The following is a 15,016-nucleotide window of genomic DNA, read 5'->3' on the forward strand; positions in this document are numbered from 1 at the left end:
TAGCCGCTGCTTCTCGCCGTAGCCGAACAGCACGCCCTCCAACTTATACAGCTCGGCGGCGACGTTGTTCTGGCGGTGGAAGTCGGGATTGTCGAACACCTTGGCGAAGATGTCCTCCGTCAGCACGTGCTGGATCAGCATCTCGCGCACGTCGTCCTCCGACACGGCTGGATTGATCGCGTCGCGGGCGTGGTCGAGGAACGCTTTCAGCGCGGCGGCGAAGTCGCGCGACGCCGCCTGCTTCTCCGCGATCAGGCGGCGCAGCTCCTCCAGCACGTGCGGCAGATCGAGCGCGAACTGCTTCACCGCCTTGTTGAAGTCGGCGATCTCCGCGCGTTCGTGCGCGAAGAAGCGGGTCAGCAGCCGGTCGAGCGCGTCGACGTCCTCCATCGCCACGCGCATGGCCTCGTGGCCGCCCTGGACGAGGACGGCGGTGCGGTCGTCGGAGAAGATGATGTTGTCGCGCGGGTAGCCCTTGCGGAACTTGGCCTCGATCTCGCGGTCGAGGTCGTCGTCCTCGTCCTTCGCCTCCCAATAGCCGAACGGCACCCTGAGCGCGTGGAGCAGCGCTCCGTCGGGGTAGATCCGGGTGCCGAGCGTCGTGGTGATCTCGTGCTGCGCGTTGAAGATGAGGTCACGGCTCCTGCCCCAGCGTTTCAGCAGGTCCTTGAACGCTTCGCTCAACACCCCCTCCCGCCTGGAGCCGGACACGGTGCGCAGGCGATCGAGCTCCGCGCGATATTCGTTGATAAGCTGCTTACTCAAGGATGCACCCGTTCCGTTCGACGAGAGGGGTAGCATCGACGCCGTGAGGAGCAAGGGAGGTGCGCGCCGCTCCTCCTTCGTCACCCCGGACTTGATCCCGGGGTCCCGCTTGTTCTCCGGTCACGCTTTAATCATGCCAGCAGGTCGGACGATTATCGCTGGCCCGAAGCGCACCGCTCGGACGACGCGTGCTTCCGCGCAGTACCGTTCGTGATCCATGCTTTCGCGGCGGGGAAGCGGGACCCCGGATCAAGTCCGGGGTGACGGGATATGTACGAGCGGGCGGCGCGGGGCTCAGACAGCGACGCGCCGTTCGCGCCTGTACTCCACCAGCTCCGAGTCGATCAGGTCAATCAGCTCGGCGGGATCTACCGCCGCGTTCCGCGCGTGAACTTGCGCCAACGTCTCCAGCATCATCTCGCGGGCGACCGCCTGCTCGACGAAGCGCGACAGATCGCCCCGCCGCCGTCCGCGCTCAGAGAGCAGCGCACGGAGGTCGGCGTCGGTCTCGCGGGAGACATTCAGGCTCCAGCGGGCGAGCTCGGCCATGGTCGTCGGGACCCTTTTGGGTGTCGAAGTCAAACACGATATAGCTTTTGGGCGGGAGCGCCGCAATCGCGGGTGGTCGGGCCGCTACTTGCCCCCGCCCCGGTTTCGCCGCCGCTTCTCCAAGTCCTCGATCCGCCAGCCGCCGAACAGCGCCCGTTCGGGATGGTGGATCGGCCCGTGTTCGCTCCCCCCGGACGCGGGAGTAAATCCCGCGTCGTCGGACGGGTTCGCTGCGCGACCCGCCGGGCGGGCGGGCGCCGTCTCGCGATTAGCTTCGCTACCCGCGTGCGGCATCGTCGCCGGCTTGGCCTTCGACCAACCCGTCACCGCCGCCAGGTCCGGCAGCCCGATCACCTCCACGGGCAGGTAGCGCGCCTCGCCCTTCGCCTCGCGGGCGGCTTCGGCGCGGCGGAAGGCTTCGCGGTCGCGCTCCAGGCGAGCCTCGTACATGGCGGACAGGCGGTATGAGTGCGCCTCGGGCGACTCGCCGCGGCGGCGCTTGACGTGGGCGGGCTCGGCCAGGAGGCGCGCCTCCTTTTGGTGGAGGTAGAGGAGCTGGAGCGCTTGGGCCGTCGTCATGGGCGGGAGCGCGGGGGGCTCGTTGCGCGACCAGGCGTCGCGGTCGGCCTCGTGGGCCAGGCCGCTTTCGAGGAGCGCGGCCTCGACGCGGTCGTATCCCCTCGCGAGCGCGGCGTGCCATTGCCGGTCGAAGCCGGCGTCGCGGTGGCGGCGGACGTGGAACACCGCCGGGGAGAAGCCCGCCGCCTTGGCCGACAGGCGGATGTTGGCGGTGGCGGAGAGGGCGAGGAGAAAGCGCTGCTCGACGGCGGGGGTGATCGCGCTCGGTTGCCGACGACGGAATTGAAGGCGGCCGGACGGGGTGCGGGTGGCCCGGGGCTCGCCCTCGATCCGGGCATGGGCGAAGGCGAGCGCGGCGTCCCAGGCGGCGGCGAAGCCGGGGTGCCTGGCACGGCGACGGGTCAGGGTGACGCGGTGGACGCCGATCTTGTCGGCGGCGGCGAGGGCATTGCCCGTGCGGCGAAGCTCGCGCAGGAAGGCGGCATTCTCGAGCAACTGGGCGCGGGTGAGCGGCGGAATGGTCATTCGCTGTTTGTTCCGAGCGGAATCCAACATTGCAAGCGTATTGCCGATTGTGTGATATTTACAACGACACAGGGTTTGATCGTTCCGGCCACACTCCCGTACCACGAGCTAGGTCGCATTTCGCTTTGGACGGGGGTGCGGGCGTGTATGGATCGTTGCAATCTCCCCCGTAAAGGAATTCCGCCGTGCCCTATCAGGATCATATCGCGCAGACCGCAAAGCTGATCGGCGCGCAGGGCGGCACCTGGGACGGGATCGATCCCGAGGCGGTGGCGCGGATGCGGGCGCAGAACCGGTTCCGGACTGGGCTCGACATCGCGCGCTACACGGCGGGGATCATGAGGCGCGACATGGCGGCGTACGACGCGAACCCGGCGGACTACACCCAGTCGCTGGGGTGCTGGCACGGCTTCATAGCGCAGCAGAAGATGATCTCGATCAAGAAGCATTTCGGGTCGACCGAGCGGCGGTACCTATATCTGTCGGGCTGGATGGTGGCGGCGCTCCGGTCGGAGTTCGGGCCGCTTCCCGACCAGTCGATGCATGAGAAGACGAGCGTGCCGGCGCTGATCGAGGAGCTGTACACCTTTTTGCGGCAGGCGGACGCGCGCGAGCTGGGGATGCTGTTCCGCGACGTCGACGCGGCGCGGGCGGCGGGGGACCAGGTGGAGGAGCGGCGGCTGCTCAACGCAGTCGACGCGCACCAGACGCATGTGGTGCCGGTGATCGCGGACATCGATGCGGGTTTCGGCAATGCGGAGGCGACGTACCTGCTGGCGCGCAAGATGATCGAGGCGGGGGCGTGCGCGCTCCAGATCGAGAACCAGGTGTCCGACGAGAAGCAGTGCGGGCACCAGGACGGCAAGGTCACGGTCCCGCACGAGGATTTCCTGCAGAAGGTACGGGCCTGCCGCTACGCGTTCCTCGAGCTGGGGGTGGAGGACGGGATCATCGTCACGCGCACCGACTCGCTGGGCGCGGGGCTGACCAAGCAGATCGCGTTCTCGAAGGAGCCGGGCGATCTGGGCGACCAGTATAACGCGTTCCTCGATTGCGAGGAGGTGACGGACCTGGGCGGGATCAACGGCGACGTGGTGATCAACCGGGGCGGCAAGCTGATGCGGCCCAAGCGGTTGCCGTCGAACCTGTACCAGTTCCGGGCGGGGTCGGGGGAGGACCGGTGCGTGCTCGACTGCATCACGTCGCTCCAGAACGGCGCGGACCTGTTGTGGATCGAGACGGAGAAGCCGCATATCGAACAGATCGCGGGGATGGTCGACCGCATCCGCGAGGTCGTTCCGAACGCGAAGCTGGTGTATAACAACTCGCCCTCGTTCAACTGGACGCTCAATTTCAGGCAGCAGGTGTTCGACGCCTGGGCGGAGGCGGGGCGCGACGTGGCGGCGTACGACCGGGCGCGGTTGATGTCGGTGGATTATGACGGAACCGAGCTGGGCGACGAGGCGGACGAGCGGATCCGGACGTTCCAGCGCGACGCGGCGGCGCGGGCGGGGATCTTCCATCACCTGATCACGCTCCCGACCTATCACACGGCCGCTTTGTCGACCGACAATCTGGCCAAGGAGTATTTCGGCGATGCGGGGATGCTGGGGTACGTCAAGGGTGTGCAGCGCAAGGAGATCCGCGAGGGGATCGCCTGCGTGAAGCACCAGAACATGTCGGGTTCGGACCTGGGCGACGACCACAAGGAGTATTTCGCCGGGGAGGCCGCGCTGAAGGCGGGCGGCGCGCATAACACGATGAATCAGTTCGCCGCCTGACGCGCCAGGTCGCAGCAAAGCTGCGACCGTCACCTGCATCCGGCCCGGCCGGCGGGGCCGCAAGCCCCGTCCGACCCCCCGCCTACGCGGGGGCAGGCTTGCGGCTTCGCCGCGGCGCACCCGGCCCACCAGTTTTCCTGGGGAGGAAAAGGAACACCCGTCGGCTCCGTCCGGCGGGTGTTTTCCGTCGGGGCAGGCCTGCCCCGCTGTAACGCCCCCGACCGGAAACCGTCACCGGCCCGTATCGCGGGCGGACTAACATCGGGCAATGAACACGCCCCATCCCCGTTGCGGACGCATCCCGCCCGCGCTGAAGCGCGACCTGCGCGTGATGCTGCTGGCCAAGCATGCGCGGGCGTCCGGCGCGGCGGACGCGGTGGACGGAAACCATGCGGTCTATCATCACGAATTGCGCACGACGCTGGAGGGGATCGGGCTGGATGTGATGCCGGCGGATCGGTTCGCCGAGCTGCGGCGGCCGGAGGTGGATTTCGCGATCCCGCTGCTGAACCGCGCGGGTTTCGAACATAGCGAGATGCTCGCCCCTCTGCTGCTGACCGAGCAGAGCGTACCGTATCTGGGAGCCAGTCCGATCCTGCGCGGGCTGTCGGACGACAAGCACCTGCTGAAGCTCGTCGCGCGGGCGCGGAGCGTGCCGACCGCCGACTGGGTCGCGGCCCGGCGCGGTACGGGCCCCCTGCCCTCGCCGCCCGAGACGAGCGGGTGCGGTCGCGACCGCTCCGACGGGCGCTGGGTGGTGAAGCCCAACGCGTCCTCCGCCTCGTGGGGCATAGCGGTGGTCGACGATTGGCGGGCGGCGCAGGATCATGCCGATGCGCTGGCCGCGCAAGGCCACGATGTGCTGGTCGAGCGGTGGACGCCGCTGGTCGATGTCGCGGTGCCGGTGATCGGCGACCGCGACGGGCTGCCCTGGCTGTTGCCGCCGATGACCTACCTGCCCGACGATCCGCGCATCTTGCGGTCCTACGAGGAGAAGCGCGGACTGGTCGAGGGCGGGGACGATCCGCTCGTCCTCGTCGAGGATCCGGCGCTGCTCGCGCGACTGGGGGCGATGACGCGGACGCTGGTCGCCGAGCTTTGGCCGTTCGATTACGGCCGGTTCGAATATCGATACGATCCGGCGACGGGCGACGCGCTGTTCATGGAAGCCAACCTGTCGTGCAATCTGTGGTCGAAAAAGACGATCTCGCGCTCAGCCGCGTCGATCGGGATCGATCATGCGAGCCTGGTGGAGACGATCGTCGCGCATAGCCTGGCCCGCCAGGGGGTGCGCGCCGATGCGCTGGTGCTGGCCGCGTGACGGCGATGGGTGCGCACCCGCTTGGGGGCGCGGCGCTGGTGCTGGCCGGCAAGCGCGGCGGCGCGGTCGATCCGCTCGCCGCCGATGCGGGGGTCACGCATAAATGCCTGGTCGAGGTGGGCGGGCGGGCGATGCTGCTCCATCCGCTGGCCACACTGGTCGCCGCGCCCGACGTGACGCGCATCTACATATCGATCGACGACCCGGCCGTGCTGGATGCCGTGCCGGAGATCGTGGCTTGGCGCGACGAGGGGCGGATCGTGATCGTTCCCGCACGGCCCAACCTGGTCGATAGCGTCGCGGCGGCGGCCGACGTGAGCGGGTTTCCGCTGCTGATCACCACCGCCGACAACGTCCTGCTGACCCCGGCGATCGTGGCCGAGTTCGGACGCGCGGCGCGGGCTGGGCGGGCGGAAGTGGCGGTCGGGTTCGCGACGCGGGACGCCGTGCTGGCGGCGCACCCCGACGGGCAGCGGCGCTTCTATCGTTTCCGATGCGGCAGCTATTCCAACTGCAATCTGTATTGGTTGGGGAACGACGGCGCGCTCGCGGCGGCGGAGACGTTCCGGTCGGGCGGGCAGTTCGCCAAACATCCGCTCCGCATCGTCGGGGCGTTCGGCGTCCTGAACCTCCTGCGTTTCCGGTTCGGCATCGGTACGCTCGCCGCCGCGTTCGGACGCTTCTCTCGCCGGTTCGGCCTTCGCATGATGCCGGTGGTGATCGCGGACGGCGCGGCCGCGATCGATGTCGACAATCCACGCACGCTACGGGTGGCGGAGCAGCTGCTGGCGGCGCGGTGAAGGCTGTCCATTGCTGACGCTGCGCGCGCTGCCGCCCGCCGATGCCGACGCGACGAACGCGTTGCTTCAACTATATCGGGGAACGCTCCGCGCGCGATGGGGGCGGCCCGAGCGCAGGCTTGCCGCCCTGCTGGCGCGGTGTGGGCTGGGCGTCGGTTGGTCGAAAGCGGAACTCAGTTTTCTCGCACCGGCGGTGCGCGAGGCCGGGTTGAGCATGGCCGAGCGGAAGGGTCTGCACCGCATCCTCAACCCGGCGGCGTTCCCGCTCCGCGCCAATCCGCTCAAGAACAAGCTGCTGTTCGCACGGCACGCCGCGCAGCATGACCTGCCCATCCCCGCCACGTTCGACGCGGATGCGGGTTCGATCGACGATTGGCTGACGGACCTCGATGCGGTGATCCTGAAGCGCAACTACAGCTCCAAGGGCCAGGGCATCGAGGCGTTCGCGCGCGGCCCGGACGGATGGCGGCCGGGCGACGTCACCACGACGCTGGGGCAAGCGGCACGGCGGGGCTCGGTGATCCAGGAGCGGCTGGTCCCACATCCCATGCTCGCCGACCTGTCGCCCGGCGCGCTGCCAACGCTCAGGGTGATGACTTGCCGGAACGAGGCGGGCGGGCCGGAGGAGTGCGGCATCGTGCTGCGGCTGTCGGCGGGCGGGCCGCGGCCGGTGGACAATTTCAATGCGGGCAACCTGGCGGTCGCGGTCGACGGGTCGGGCCGATGCGGGCGCGCGCTGCACCGCCGGGGCGACGCGGCGGTGGTCGTCCAGGTACATCCGACGACGGGGAGGGCGTTCACGGGGCGGCCGGTGCCCGGGCTGGCGGAAGCGACGGCGCTGGCGCTTCGGGCGCACCGGACGCTGGGCGACGGGTGGACCGTGGTCGGCTGGGACGTGGGCCTGGCGCCGGGCGGTCCCGTGCTGATCGAGGGGAACTGGAATCCGGGCACCGTCATCCCGCAGCTGGTCGGCGAGGCCGGGGTCGACCGAACCCGCCTCGGCGAGCTGTACCGTCATCACCTGCACCGCGCACCGCCCGAGCGTTGGGCGGCCGCGCGCGTCATGCATTGGGACCGGCGGCCGGGCTGACGGCCCTTAGCCGATCGGACCGATCGACAGCCCGCGCCGGTAGTTCATGACGATGTCCGATCGCACGGTCCCTTGTGGCACGGTGATGACCACCGCCTCGAACGACGGCCTCAAACGGAACAGCGTCACCTTCGGGTTGCGCGAGAAGCCGCCGCCGTCGTTCCAGTCGGACTTGCGGTTGGCGTTCGCGTCGTGGCGGACAGCCACCGCGAACCGGCCCGCGCGGGGCAGCGCCAGGCACACCTCGGCCGCGCGCCCGGTGATCGGAACATCGATGCGGCGGACCCATCGGCCTTTCTGAAGGAACGTCGCCGGGTCGGGTCCGTAGGCCTGGACACGCAGGCTGCCCCCACCCGGCTTCAAGCCGGTGACGGTGACCAGCACGGCAGGTCGGCCCGCGCCGTCGCAGCCCCTGTCGCCGAGCTGCGCCGCTCCGGCCGGGGCGAGCGCGAGCGGCAAGGCGAGCGCGGCCGTGAAAAGGTGTGGAATGATCGAAAGCATGATGGGCGTCCTAGCGGTCGCGCTTTAGCCGTCGCTGAACGACCGCGAAAGCCGTCGATTGCGCGAGCGGGCAGTTTGGGCTAACGGCGCGCACTTCCCAGATTATCGACTGCGGAAAAGCCGTGGGAGGGTTCGCGCCCGTTCGCACCACTAACCTTGGAATAGAGAGACATGGCGAAGAAGATAACGGGTTACATCAACCTGCAAGTTCCGGCGGGCGAGGCGAAGCCCGCGCCGCCGATCGGGCCGGCGCTGGGTCAGCGCGGCGTGAACATCATGGAGTTCTGCAAAGCGTTCAACGCGCAGACGACCGATGTCGACAAGGGTACGCCGCTGCCCACCAAGATCACGGTCTATGCCGACCGTTCGTTCAGCTTCGAGACCAAGACGCCGCCCGCGACGTTCCTGATCAAGAAGGCGCTGGGGTTGAAGTCGGGTTCCAAGGAGCCGGGCAAGACGTCGGCGGGCACCATCACGCGTTCGCAGCTGCAGGGCGTGGCGGAGGCCAAGATGAAGGACCTGAACGCCAACGACATCGACGCGGCGACGAAGATCATCGAAGGCTCCGCGCGCGCGATGGGCCTCCAAGTGGTGGAGGGCTGATCATGCCCAAGCTGAGCAAGAAGCAGAAAAGCCTGTCGGTGAACCCCGAGCAGCTTCACGGCGTCGACGAGGCGATCGCGCTCGCGCGCACCAACGCCACCGCCAAGTTCGACGAGACGATCGAGGTCGCGTTGAACCTGGGCGTCGATCCGCGCCACGCCGACCAGATGGTCCGCGGCGTCGTCACGCTGCCCAAGGGCACGGGCAAGACGGTCCGCGTCGGCGTGTTCGCGCGCGGTCCCAAGGCCGACGAGGCGCGCGAGGCCGGGGCCGACGTGGTCGGCGCGGAGGATCTGATGGAGATCATCCAGGGCGGCACGATCGATTTCGATCGCTGCATCGCGACGCCCGATCTGATGGGAGTCGTCGGCCGGCTGGGCAAGGTGCTGGGTCCCAAGGGCCTGATGCCGAACCCCAAGCTGGGCACGGTGACGATGAACGTCGCGCAGGCGGTCAAGGACGCCAAGGGCGGCCAGGTCGAGTACCGCGTCGAAAAGGCCGGGATCATTCATTCGGGCATCGGCAAGGCGAGCTTCCCGGCCGAGGACCTGCGCGCGAACTTCGACGCGCTGGTCGCGGCGGTGGTGCGCGCGAAGCCGTCGGGCGCGAAGGGCAAGTATGTCAGGAAGATCGCCGTGTCGTCGAGCATGGGCCCGGGCATACGCGTCGATGTGGCCGAGGTCGCGGGCGGTTAAAACCCCCGTTCGTCACCCCGGGCTTGACCCGGGGTCTCGCTGTCTCGTCGCGGTCGAAGAATTGCGGGACGCCGGATCAAGTCCGGGGTGACGGCCAGGTTGAGAGGTAAGGGCCTAAGCCGGCGTGGCGCAGAAGAAAGGGCCGGGCTAACCCCCGGCCCTTTTCGCGTTTTTGCCGGTGAGGCTCGGCGCGCTTGAAGGGTCCGGACCGTGGTTCCCGCGTTCAGGCAATCCGAACGTGCAGGAGCTCCGGCCGACAGATGACCGTCACCACCCAGTTTCCACCGACCCGCGCCGAGGCTCTGGGGAGATTGGCGGCGTTCGCGCCGCGCGCCGCGCGTGACTATGCGGAGGGGCGCAACACCGATCACGGGCCGGACGGCCCCTCCGGCGTGTCGCGGCTGTCACCCTATCTGCGCCGTCGGCTGATCACCGAGCGCGAGGTCGTGGCCGCCGTGCTCGAGCGGCACGACTTCGCTGCGGCGGAGAAGTACATCCAGGAGGTGGCGTGGCGGACCTATTGGAAAGGCTGGCTGGAGATGCGCCCGGAGGTCTGGCGGCGATACCTCGAAGAGCGCGACGCGGTGCGCGCGAGCTTCAAGGGGACGCGCGAGCTGGAACGCGCCGAGGCGGGGGAGACGGGCGTCGACGGCTTTGACGATTGGGCGCGCGAGCTGGTCGAGAATGGATACCTGCATAATCATGCGCGGATGTGGTTCGCGTCGATCTGGATCTTCACGTTGCGGCTGCCCTGGACGCTCGGGGCGGACTTCTTCATGCGGCATCTGGTCGACGCCGATCCAGCGAGCAACACGCTGTCCTGGCGCTGGATCGCTGGCTTGCAGACCGTCGGCAAGACGTATCTGGCGATGACCGAGAATATCGAGCGTCACACCGGCGGACGGTTCGCGCCGACCGGGCTCGCGACGTCGGCGACGGCGTTGACCGAGGAGCCGGTCCCGGGGCCGTCGCCCCTGCCCCGCCTGCCGGACCTTGGTCATGACGAACCGGCGCTGCTGCTGGTCACGCCCGAGGATATGAGCCCGGAAACCGCCTTCGATGGTCGATCGTTCGTGGGCGCGCTGGTCGTGGCGGGCATCCCGGGGGACGGCGACAATTCGAGCGCGTTCGTGGCGGCGACGGCCGACGACACGGCTGCGCGGGTGCGGGCGCGGTTCGATTGTCCGGTCCGTATGCTCGACGCGCTCGACGCCGAGGCGCTTCGCGGGGCGGCGGCGGAGGCTGGCGTGAGGACGATCGTGACGCCTTATGCGCCCGTCGGGCCGGTCGCGGATGCGCTGGTGCCGACCGCCGCCACGCTCGAGGCGTCGGGCGTCGCGCTCGTCCAGACGCGGCGATCATGGGACGAGCGGTTCTGGCCGCATGCGAAGAAGGGCTTCTTCGCGTTCAGGAAGGAGATCGAGCCGAAGCTGGCGCGCGAAGGGCTGCGCTGAGCGTCTATAAAGGACGGCCCGCTCGGCAGCATTCTAGCTCGACCGGGTCGTGCGAGCAGATCACCTGGATCTCGGCTCGGTGATCGACCGAGAGCCGTCGGACGCGTTCCTGGTTGCGCAGGCGGTGGCTTCGGTTGGTCTCCATCAGCGACTGGTAGGCGCGCAGGCCGGGGGTGCAACGGCGGCGGGCGGCGCGCATCTCGCCGCGATAGAAGTACGCGTCGCCCGCCTGGAGGAGCCAGCGGCCCCCGTCCTGGCGGATGGCTACCCCGGCGTGACCCCAGGTGTGGCCGGGGAGCGGGACCATCAGGATCTCGGGCGGCAGGCCGTCGAGTTGGCGGACCGCATCGAAGCCGAACCAGCCCTGCCCGCTCGCCGAATAGGTACGCCAGTCCGCCCCTTGCCATTGGGCGGGGCGGTAGCGGCGCGACTGGACGAAGCCCGTCCAAGGGCCGGTTGCCTGATCGTACTCGGCCTTGAGCAGGTGGACGCGCGCGCCTGGGAAGTCGTCGATCCCGCCGGCATGGTCGAAATCGAGATGGGTGAGGACGATATGGCGCACGTCCTCGCGGGCGAAGCCGAGCGCTTCGATCTGCCGGGCGGCGGTCTCCTCCTCGCGCAGGCGGATGTTCAGGAGGCCGCGGAAGAATTTGGGGATGCGCTCGGGGGAGCGGTGCGGGTGGGCGACGTCGTTCAGGCCGTAGCCGGTGTCGACGAGCACCAGCCCGTGCGCGTCGGTCTCGATCAGCAGGCAGTGGCCGACGATCTCGCCGAGGGGACCGGTGCTCCTACCGTCGAAGATCGCGCCGCCGAGCGGGCAGTCGGTGGCGCAGTTCAGATGATGGATGCGCAAAGGACCTCTCCTGATCGTCCCGCTGGAATCAACCAGGGAGGAACGAGCGGAAGAGGCCTCTTGTTCAGCGGCTAACCCAGGTTGGGCGGGCGGTTACAGCCCGACCACCGCGCCGTCGTTCTTGGTGATCACGATCGTCGCCGAGCGTGGCCGCGCGCCCGTCGGCGAGGGGGCCGCGCCGCCCTGGTTGGCGGGCCAGTTGGACGCCAACGTAGCGACGGATGTGGCCTCTTCGCCCGGATGCTGGATGTTGACGAAGACCGTGCGGCCGTCCGGCGTCGAGTCGATACCCGTGATCTCGCACTGCACCGGGCCGACCAGGAAGCGACGAAGCTTGGTCCCCGGGACCGCGCCGACCCGCGCAGTGGCGGTGCCGGTGGTGGGGGCACCGGTCAGCGGCGTGATCGTGTTGGTGATCGTCCGCGTCGTTCCGTCGCCGACGCGGCCGGGCTGACCGAGCAGCATCATGCAGTTGGTAACGTCGGTATAGGCCCCGTCGTCCGTCTGGACCCAGACCAGCGGATTGATCGTCCCGCCCGCATTCTGCGCGCGCGAGAACCACAGGCCGTCGGGCGACGAGAAGTCGTTGGTGTCGTCCAGTCCCGACAAGTTGATGTTGTCGCGGTTGAGGTCCGCGCCCGACCCGAAGGCGTATACGTCCCAGATGAAGGCGGTCGCCTCCGTCGTGTCGCCCGTCTCGCGCAGGCGGATCACCTGGCCGTTGGGGTTGCCGTTGGTGCGCGACGGCGGCGAGGGCGGGTCGGCGTTGACCTGATCGCCGGTCGGACGCTTCAGGTCGGTATAGGCGCGCGGGTTGGACGCGTTGGTGTTGGCGGTGGTGCGCGACGAGTTGTTGGTGAGGGTGCAGTACATCTCGCCATTGGCCGGGTTGACCGCGGTCCATTCCGGCCGGTCCATCCGCGTCGCGCCGAGCGCGTCGCCCGCCAGACGCGCGTTGATCAGCACGTCGGCCTGGCTGCTGAACGAATAGGCGGCGTTGGCGGCGGTGAGTGGCCCTAGCCCGAACACGAGCGGAAGCCACACGCCCGTCCCGTCCGCGTCGAAGCGCGCGACATAGAGCGTCCCGGCGTCGAGGTATTTATCGCCAAGTGCTAGGCGATCGGTGCCCGTCGCGTCCGCGGCGACCCAGGGCGCGGTGGACACGAATTTGTAGATATACTCGTTCTGCGCGTCGTCGCCCATGTACCAGGCGGGGCGCGTGCCCGCGACGAAGCGGCCGGGCCAGGCGCCCTCGTGGTTCATGCGGCCGAGCGCGGTGCGCTTGCGCGGCGTCGAGGCGGGGTTGAACGGATCGATCTCGACGATCCAGCCATACTGGAAGATCTCGTTGCGGAAGTCGCCGGTGCCGTCGGCGGGCGCGCCGGCGACCGACGTGATGTTCCATTTGCGGAACAGCGTGCTTGCGGGGTCCGCGGCCTGGACGCCGGCCCAGCCGTAATTGCCCTGCGGGCCGTTCGGGGCTGCCTGCGTGGCGGCGTCGGAGCGGCCGTAGCGCGCGAGCGAGACGTTGACCTTGGCGGTCGGGCCCCCGCGCGCCGCCGCGTCGCCGAGGGTGCGGCGGAAGTAACCGGTCCAGTTCTCCTCGGCGGTCAGGTAGGTGTTCCAGGGCGTATAGCCGTTCGCGCAGTTGTTGATGGTGCCGCGGCCCGCGATGCCGGTCGGGGAGAAGACGGTGCGGAGCGACGCGTCGCCGCGCGCGGGGCCATAGATGTCCATCGCCGTGTTGGGCGTGATGCGGCGATTGAGCGCGGAGCCTTGCGCGTACGACCAGGCACCGGAAGCGCCGGCGCGGCTGACCTCGATGACCGAGACGCCGTGCGCCTCTATCTCCTTCAACGCTTCCGCCTCCGGACGCGCGCCGTTCACGGTGGTCGGGCCATTCGCGTGAAGCATCAGCTGGGTGATGTTCTCGTGGTTCAGGACGAGCAGGCCGCGCGCGCTGTTCGCCGGATCGGGGGCGGCCCCGCTCGCCGCCAGGCCGAAGTAGCTCATTCCGTCGTGATGGTCGCCCGCGCGCGCCGAGAAGCCCGTGTCGGTACCGTTGTTGGCGTAGGCGCTCGTCGCGGCGTTGATCGGGTCGCCCAGGCGATAGAGCACCGTGACCGAATAGCCTGTGGGCACCGTGACCGTATCGGCGAGGCTCTTCGCCACGGCGGCGAATCCCAGCTCGGCGGTGTTGACGGTGACGGTCGTGTCGGCATTGGCCGGACCAGCCTGGTTCACCGCCGAGAAGCGGAAGACGAGCGGCGTCGCCGACGCGACGTTGGGCGCGGAGAATGCGACGGTGTCGCCCGTCGCGCCGGGGGTGAGCGCGACCGGCGGGCCGCTGACCTGGGTCCAGCTGCTCGCGGTGGCGGTGCCGCCCGACACGCCGCCCACCAGGTTGACCATGCGCCCGCCCGAGGTCGTGACGGAGTCGCCCGCCGAGACGCTGAGCGCGGGGCCGTCATCGTCGCCGCCGCAGCCCGCCAGGAGCGTCGCCGCACCGATCGCGGACACGCCGCCGAACAAGGCCTGCCGACGCGAATAGCGCTGGGCGACAAGATCGCTCAAATGCGGGTTGGCGGAGCGATTCGTCTCGATATCGCCGTCGTCGTAGCTCCATGCGGAGCTGAGCTTGAACCCGAATGCCATGTGACCGTTCCCCGTCGCCCGCGTCCACCCGGCCGCGCTCTCCACCCGGCCATTGGGCGATGAAGGCTACAGCGATGTGGCGCTTCGGGGACGGAACGGGGACAGGACGGTGACGCGACGGTGACAGGAAGGACCGCATCGGTCGGCTGCGGTCGTCACCGCGCCACGAGACGCGCGCCGGTCGGAAGCAGTTCCTCGACACGAAAGACAAGTTCATCCGGGTCGAACGGCTTCTTCATGTAATCGTTCGCGCCGTCATACATGGCGAGCGACACGTCCTTCTCGCTCCGCCTGCCCGTCAGCATCAGCACGGGGATGCGCGCGAGCTTGGGCGTGTTCCGCATCTCGCGCAGGACAAGCAGCCCCGACATCCCGGGCATGTTGCAATCGAGGATGACGAGGTCGGGCATCCGTGCCCGGATCACCGCCAGCGCCTCCACGCCGGTCGGCAGGACGCCGACGCCGTGGCCGGCGGCCATGAGCACGTCCTGGACGAGCTCCGCCACGATCTCGTCGTCCTCCGCCAGGATGATGCGCGCCAATCGGTGAACTCCAGCTGCATCGCCCACTCACGGGCGATCGGAGTGCCGTTTACCCAGCGATGGTTACCACGCGGTAACCGGGACGTGGACGCGGGCCTGCACGCCTACCCATCGACGGACCGCGACGGTGGCTCGGTTGGTGGTTGACCCGACCGCCCGATCCGCTATGGGCGCGGGCAACACTCCGCGGGCGTTGGCCGGGCGGGGTCCGTCCTAGACAGTGGGTGCGCCGGGTGGACCGTCGCTTAATCGCCCGCCGAGACGGGGAATGGTATAACGGGAGCGGTCCGGCCGTCCTCGTCC

The 15,016-nt window shown here is 69.0% G+C and carries 14 protein-coding genes; 7 read left to right on the forward strand and 7 right to left on the reverse strand.

Annotated elements, in window-relative coordinates; genetic code table 11:
* The 3 genes from ACFE71_RS04640 to ACFE71_RS04650 form a co-directional block, all read right to left on the reverse strand.
* A partial coding sequence (locus ACFE71_RS04640) for a hypothetical protein (protein ID WP_375427647.1) occupies nt 1-765 on the reverse strand: 765 nt, incomplete at its 3' end.
* 294 nt (nt 766-1,059) lie between these two features.
* A complete protein-coding gene (locus ACFE71_RS04645) occupies nt 1,060-1,314 on the reverse strand; it encodes a ribbon-helix-helix domain-containing protein (protein ID WP_375427648.1) in 255 nt (84 codons plus the stop codon).
* An 84-nt stretch (nt 1,315-1,398) separates the two neighbouring features.
* Nucleotides 1,399-2,418: a hypothetical protein gene (locus ACFE71_RS04650; protein ID WP_375427649.1), complete on the reverse strand. Its 1,020-nt coding sequence runs from the start codon at nt 2,416-2,418 to the stop codon at nt 1,399-1,401.
* A gap of 185 nt (nt 2,419-2,603) precedes the next feature.
* Between ACFE71_RS04650 and ACFE71_RS04655 the strand changes: the two genes are divergently transcribed.
* The 4 genes from ACFE71_RS04655 (at nt 2,604) to ACFE71_RS04670 (ending at nt 7,410) form a co-directional block, all read left to right on the forward strand.
* Entirely contained in the window at nt 2,604-4,199 is a 1,596-nt protein-coding gene (locus tag ACFE71_RS04655; RefSeq protein WP_375427650.1) for an isocitrate lyase, read from the forward strand.
* A 268-nt stretch (nt 4,200-4,467) separates the two neighbouring features.
* Nucleotides 4,468-5,520, forward strand: a complete 1,053-nt coding sequence (locus tag ACFE71_RS04660) for a phosphoribosylglycinamide synthetase (RefSeq protein WP_375427651.1) — start codon at nt 4,468-4,470, stop codon at nt 5,518-5,520.
* A 5-nt stretch (nt 5,521-5,525) separates the two neighbouring features.
* The gene (locus ACFE71_RS04665) at nt 5,526-6,320 is read left to right on the forward strand and encodes an NTP transferase domain-containing protein (protein ID WP_375427652.1); all 795 of its coding nucleotides are present in this window, start codon (nt 5,526-5,528) and stop codon (nt 6,318-6,320) included.
* 10 nt (nt 6,321-6,330) lie between these two features.
* A complete protein-coding gene (locus ACFE71_RS04670) occupies nt 6,331-7,410 on the forward strand; it encodes a sugar-transfer associated ATP-grasp domain-containing protein (RefSeq protein ID WP_375427653.1) in 1,080 nt (359 codons plus the stop codon).
* Between the two features lie 6 nt (nt 7,411-7,416).
* Here the strand turns inward: ACFE71_RS04670 and ACFE71_RS04675 are convergent, their stop codons facing one another.
* Nucleotides 7,417-7,911, reverse strand: coding sequence for a DUF2141 domain-containing protein (locus ACFE71_RS04675; RefSeq protein ID WP_375427654.1), 495 nt, complete (start codon nt 7,909-7,911; stop codon nt 7,417-7,419).
* A gap of 171 nt (nt 7,912-8,082) precedes the next feature.
* Here ACFE71_RS04675 and rplK point away from each other — a divergent pair, with 171 nt between their 5' ends.
* The 3 genes from rplK to ACFE71_RS04690 all read left to right on the forward strand — a co-directional run bounded on the left by rplK (nt 8,083) and on the right by ACFE71_RS04690 (nt 10,663).
* Nucleotides 8,083-8,514 carry a 50S ribosomal protein L11 gene (rplK, locus tag ACFE71_RS04680; protein WP_375427655.1) on the forward strand — a complete coding sequence of 144 codons (432 nt, stop codon included), beginning with the start codon at nt 8,083-8,085 and terminating at the stop codon, nt 8,512-8,514.
* Nucleotides 8,515-8,516: 2 nt separating this feature from the next.
* Entirely contained in the window at nt 8,517-9,209 is a 693-nt protein-coding gene (gene rplA, locus ACFE71_RS04685) for a 50S ribosomal protein L1 (protein ID WP_375427656.1), read from the forward strand.
* 260 nt (nt 9,210-9,469) lie between these two features.
* Complete coding sequence (locus ACFE71_RS04690; RefSeq protein WP_375427657.1) at nt 9,470-10,663, forward strand: FAD-binding domain-containing protein; 1,194 nt, start codon at nt 9,470-9,472, stop codon at nt 10,661-10,663.
* Between the two features lie 4 nt (nt 10,664-10,667).
* Here the strand turns inward: ACFE71_RS04690 and ACFE71_RS04695 are convergent, their stop codons facing one another.
* The 3 genes from ACFE71_RS04695 to ACFE71_RS04705 form a co-directional block, all read right to left on the reverse strand.
* A complete protein-coding gene (locus tag ACFE71_RS04695) occupies nt 10,668-11,516 on the reverse strand; it encodes an MBL fold metallo-hydrolase (RefSeq protein ID WP_375427658.1) in 849 nt (282 codons plus the stop codon).
* Between the two features lie 93 nt (nt 11,517-11,609).
* Nucleotides 11,610-14,171 carry an alkaline phosphatase PhoX gene (locus ACFE71_RS04700; protein ID WP_375427659.1) on the reverse strand — a complete coding sequence of 854 codons (2,562 nt, stop codon included), beginning with the start codon at nt 14,169-14,171 and terminating at the stop codon, nt 11,610-11,612.
* 155 nt (nt 14,172-14,326) lie between these two features.
* Complete coding sequence (locus ACFE71_RS04705) at nt 14,327-14,713, reverse strand: response regulator transcription factor (protein ID WP_375427660.1); 387 nt, start codon at nt 14,711-14,713, stop codon at nt 14,327-14,329.
* Nucleotides 14,714-15,016 lie beyond the last annotated feature (303 nt).

This window comes from uncultured Sphingomonas sp., from assembly GCF_964237155.1.
In the GTDB taxonomy this organism is placed as follows: Bacteria; Pseudomonadota; Alphaproteobacteria; order Sphingomonadales; family Sphingomonadaceae; genus Sphingomonas.

What these genes read in the sequence shown, in the direction of transcription:
- ACFE71_RS04645 (WP_375427648.1), bottom strand. Translation starts at nt 1,314, where the DNA reads ATGGCCGAGCTCGCCCGCTGGAGCCTGAATGTCTCCCGCGAGACCGAC.
- ACFE71_RS04650 (WP_375427649.1), bottom strand. Translation starts at nt 2,418, where the DNA reads ATGACCATTCCGCCGCTCACCCGCGCCCAGTTGCTCGAGAATGCCGCC.
- ACFE71_RS04660 (WP_375427651.1), top strand. Translation starts at nt 4,468, where the DNA reads ATGAACACGCCCCATCCCCGTTGCGGACGCATCCCGCCCGCGCTGAAG.
- ACFE71_RS04665 (WP_375427652.1), top strand. Translation starts at nt 5,526, where the DNA reads ATGGGTGCGCACCCGCTTGGGGGCGCGGCGCTGGTGCTGGCCGGCAAG.
- ACFE71_RS04675 (WP_375427654.1), bottom strand. Translation starts at nt 7,911, where the DNA reads ATGCTTTCGATCATTCCACACCTTTTCACGGCCGCGCTCGCCTTGCCG.
- rplK (WP_375427655.1), top strand. Translation starts at nt 8,083, where the DNA reads ATGGCGAAGAAGATAACGGGTTACATCAACCTGCAAGTTCCGGCGGGC.
- rplA (WP_375427656.1), top strand. Translation starts at nt 8,517, where the DNA reads ATGCCCAAGCTGAGCAAGAAGCAGAAAAGCCTGTCGGTGAACCCCGAG.
- ACFE71_RS04690 (WP_375427657.1), top strand. Translation starts at nt 9,470, where the DNA reads ATGACCGTCACCACCCAGTTTCCACCGACCCGCGCCGAGGCTCTGGGG.
- ACFE71_RS04700 (WP_375427659.1), bottom strand. Translation starts at nt 14,171, where the DNA reads ATGGCATTCGGGTTCAAGCTCAGCTCCGCATGGAGCTACGACGACGGC.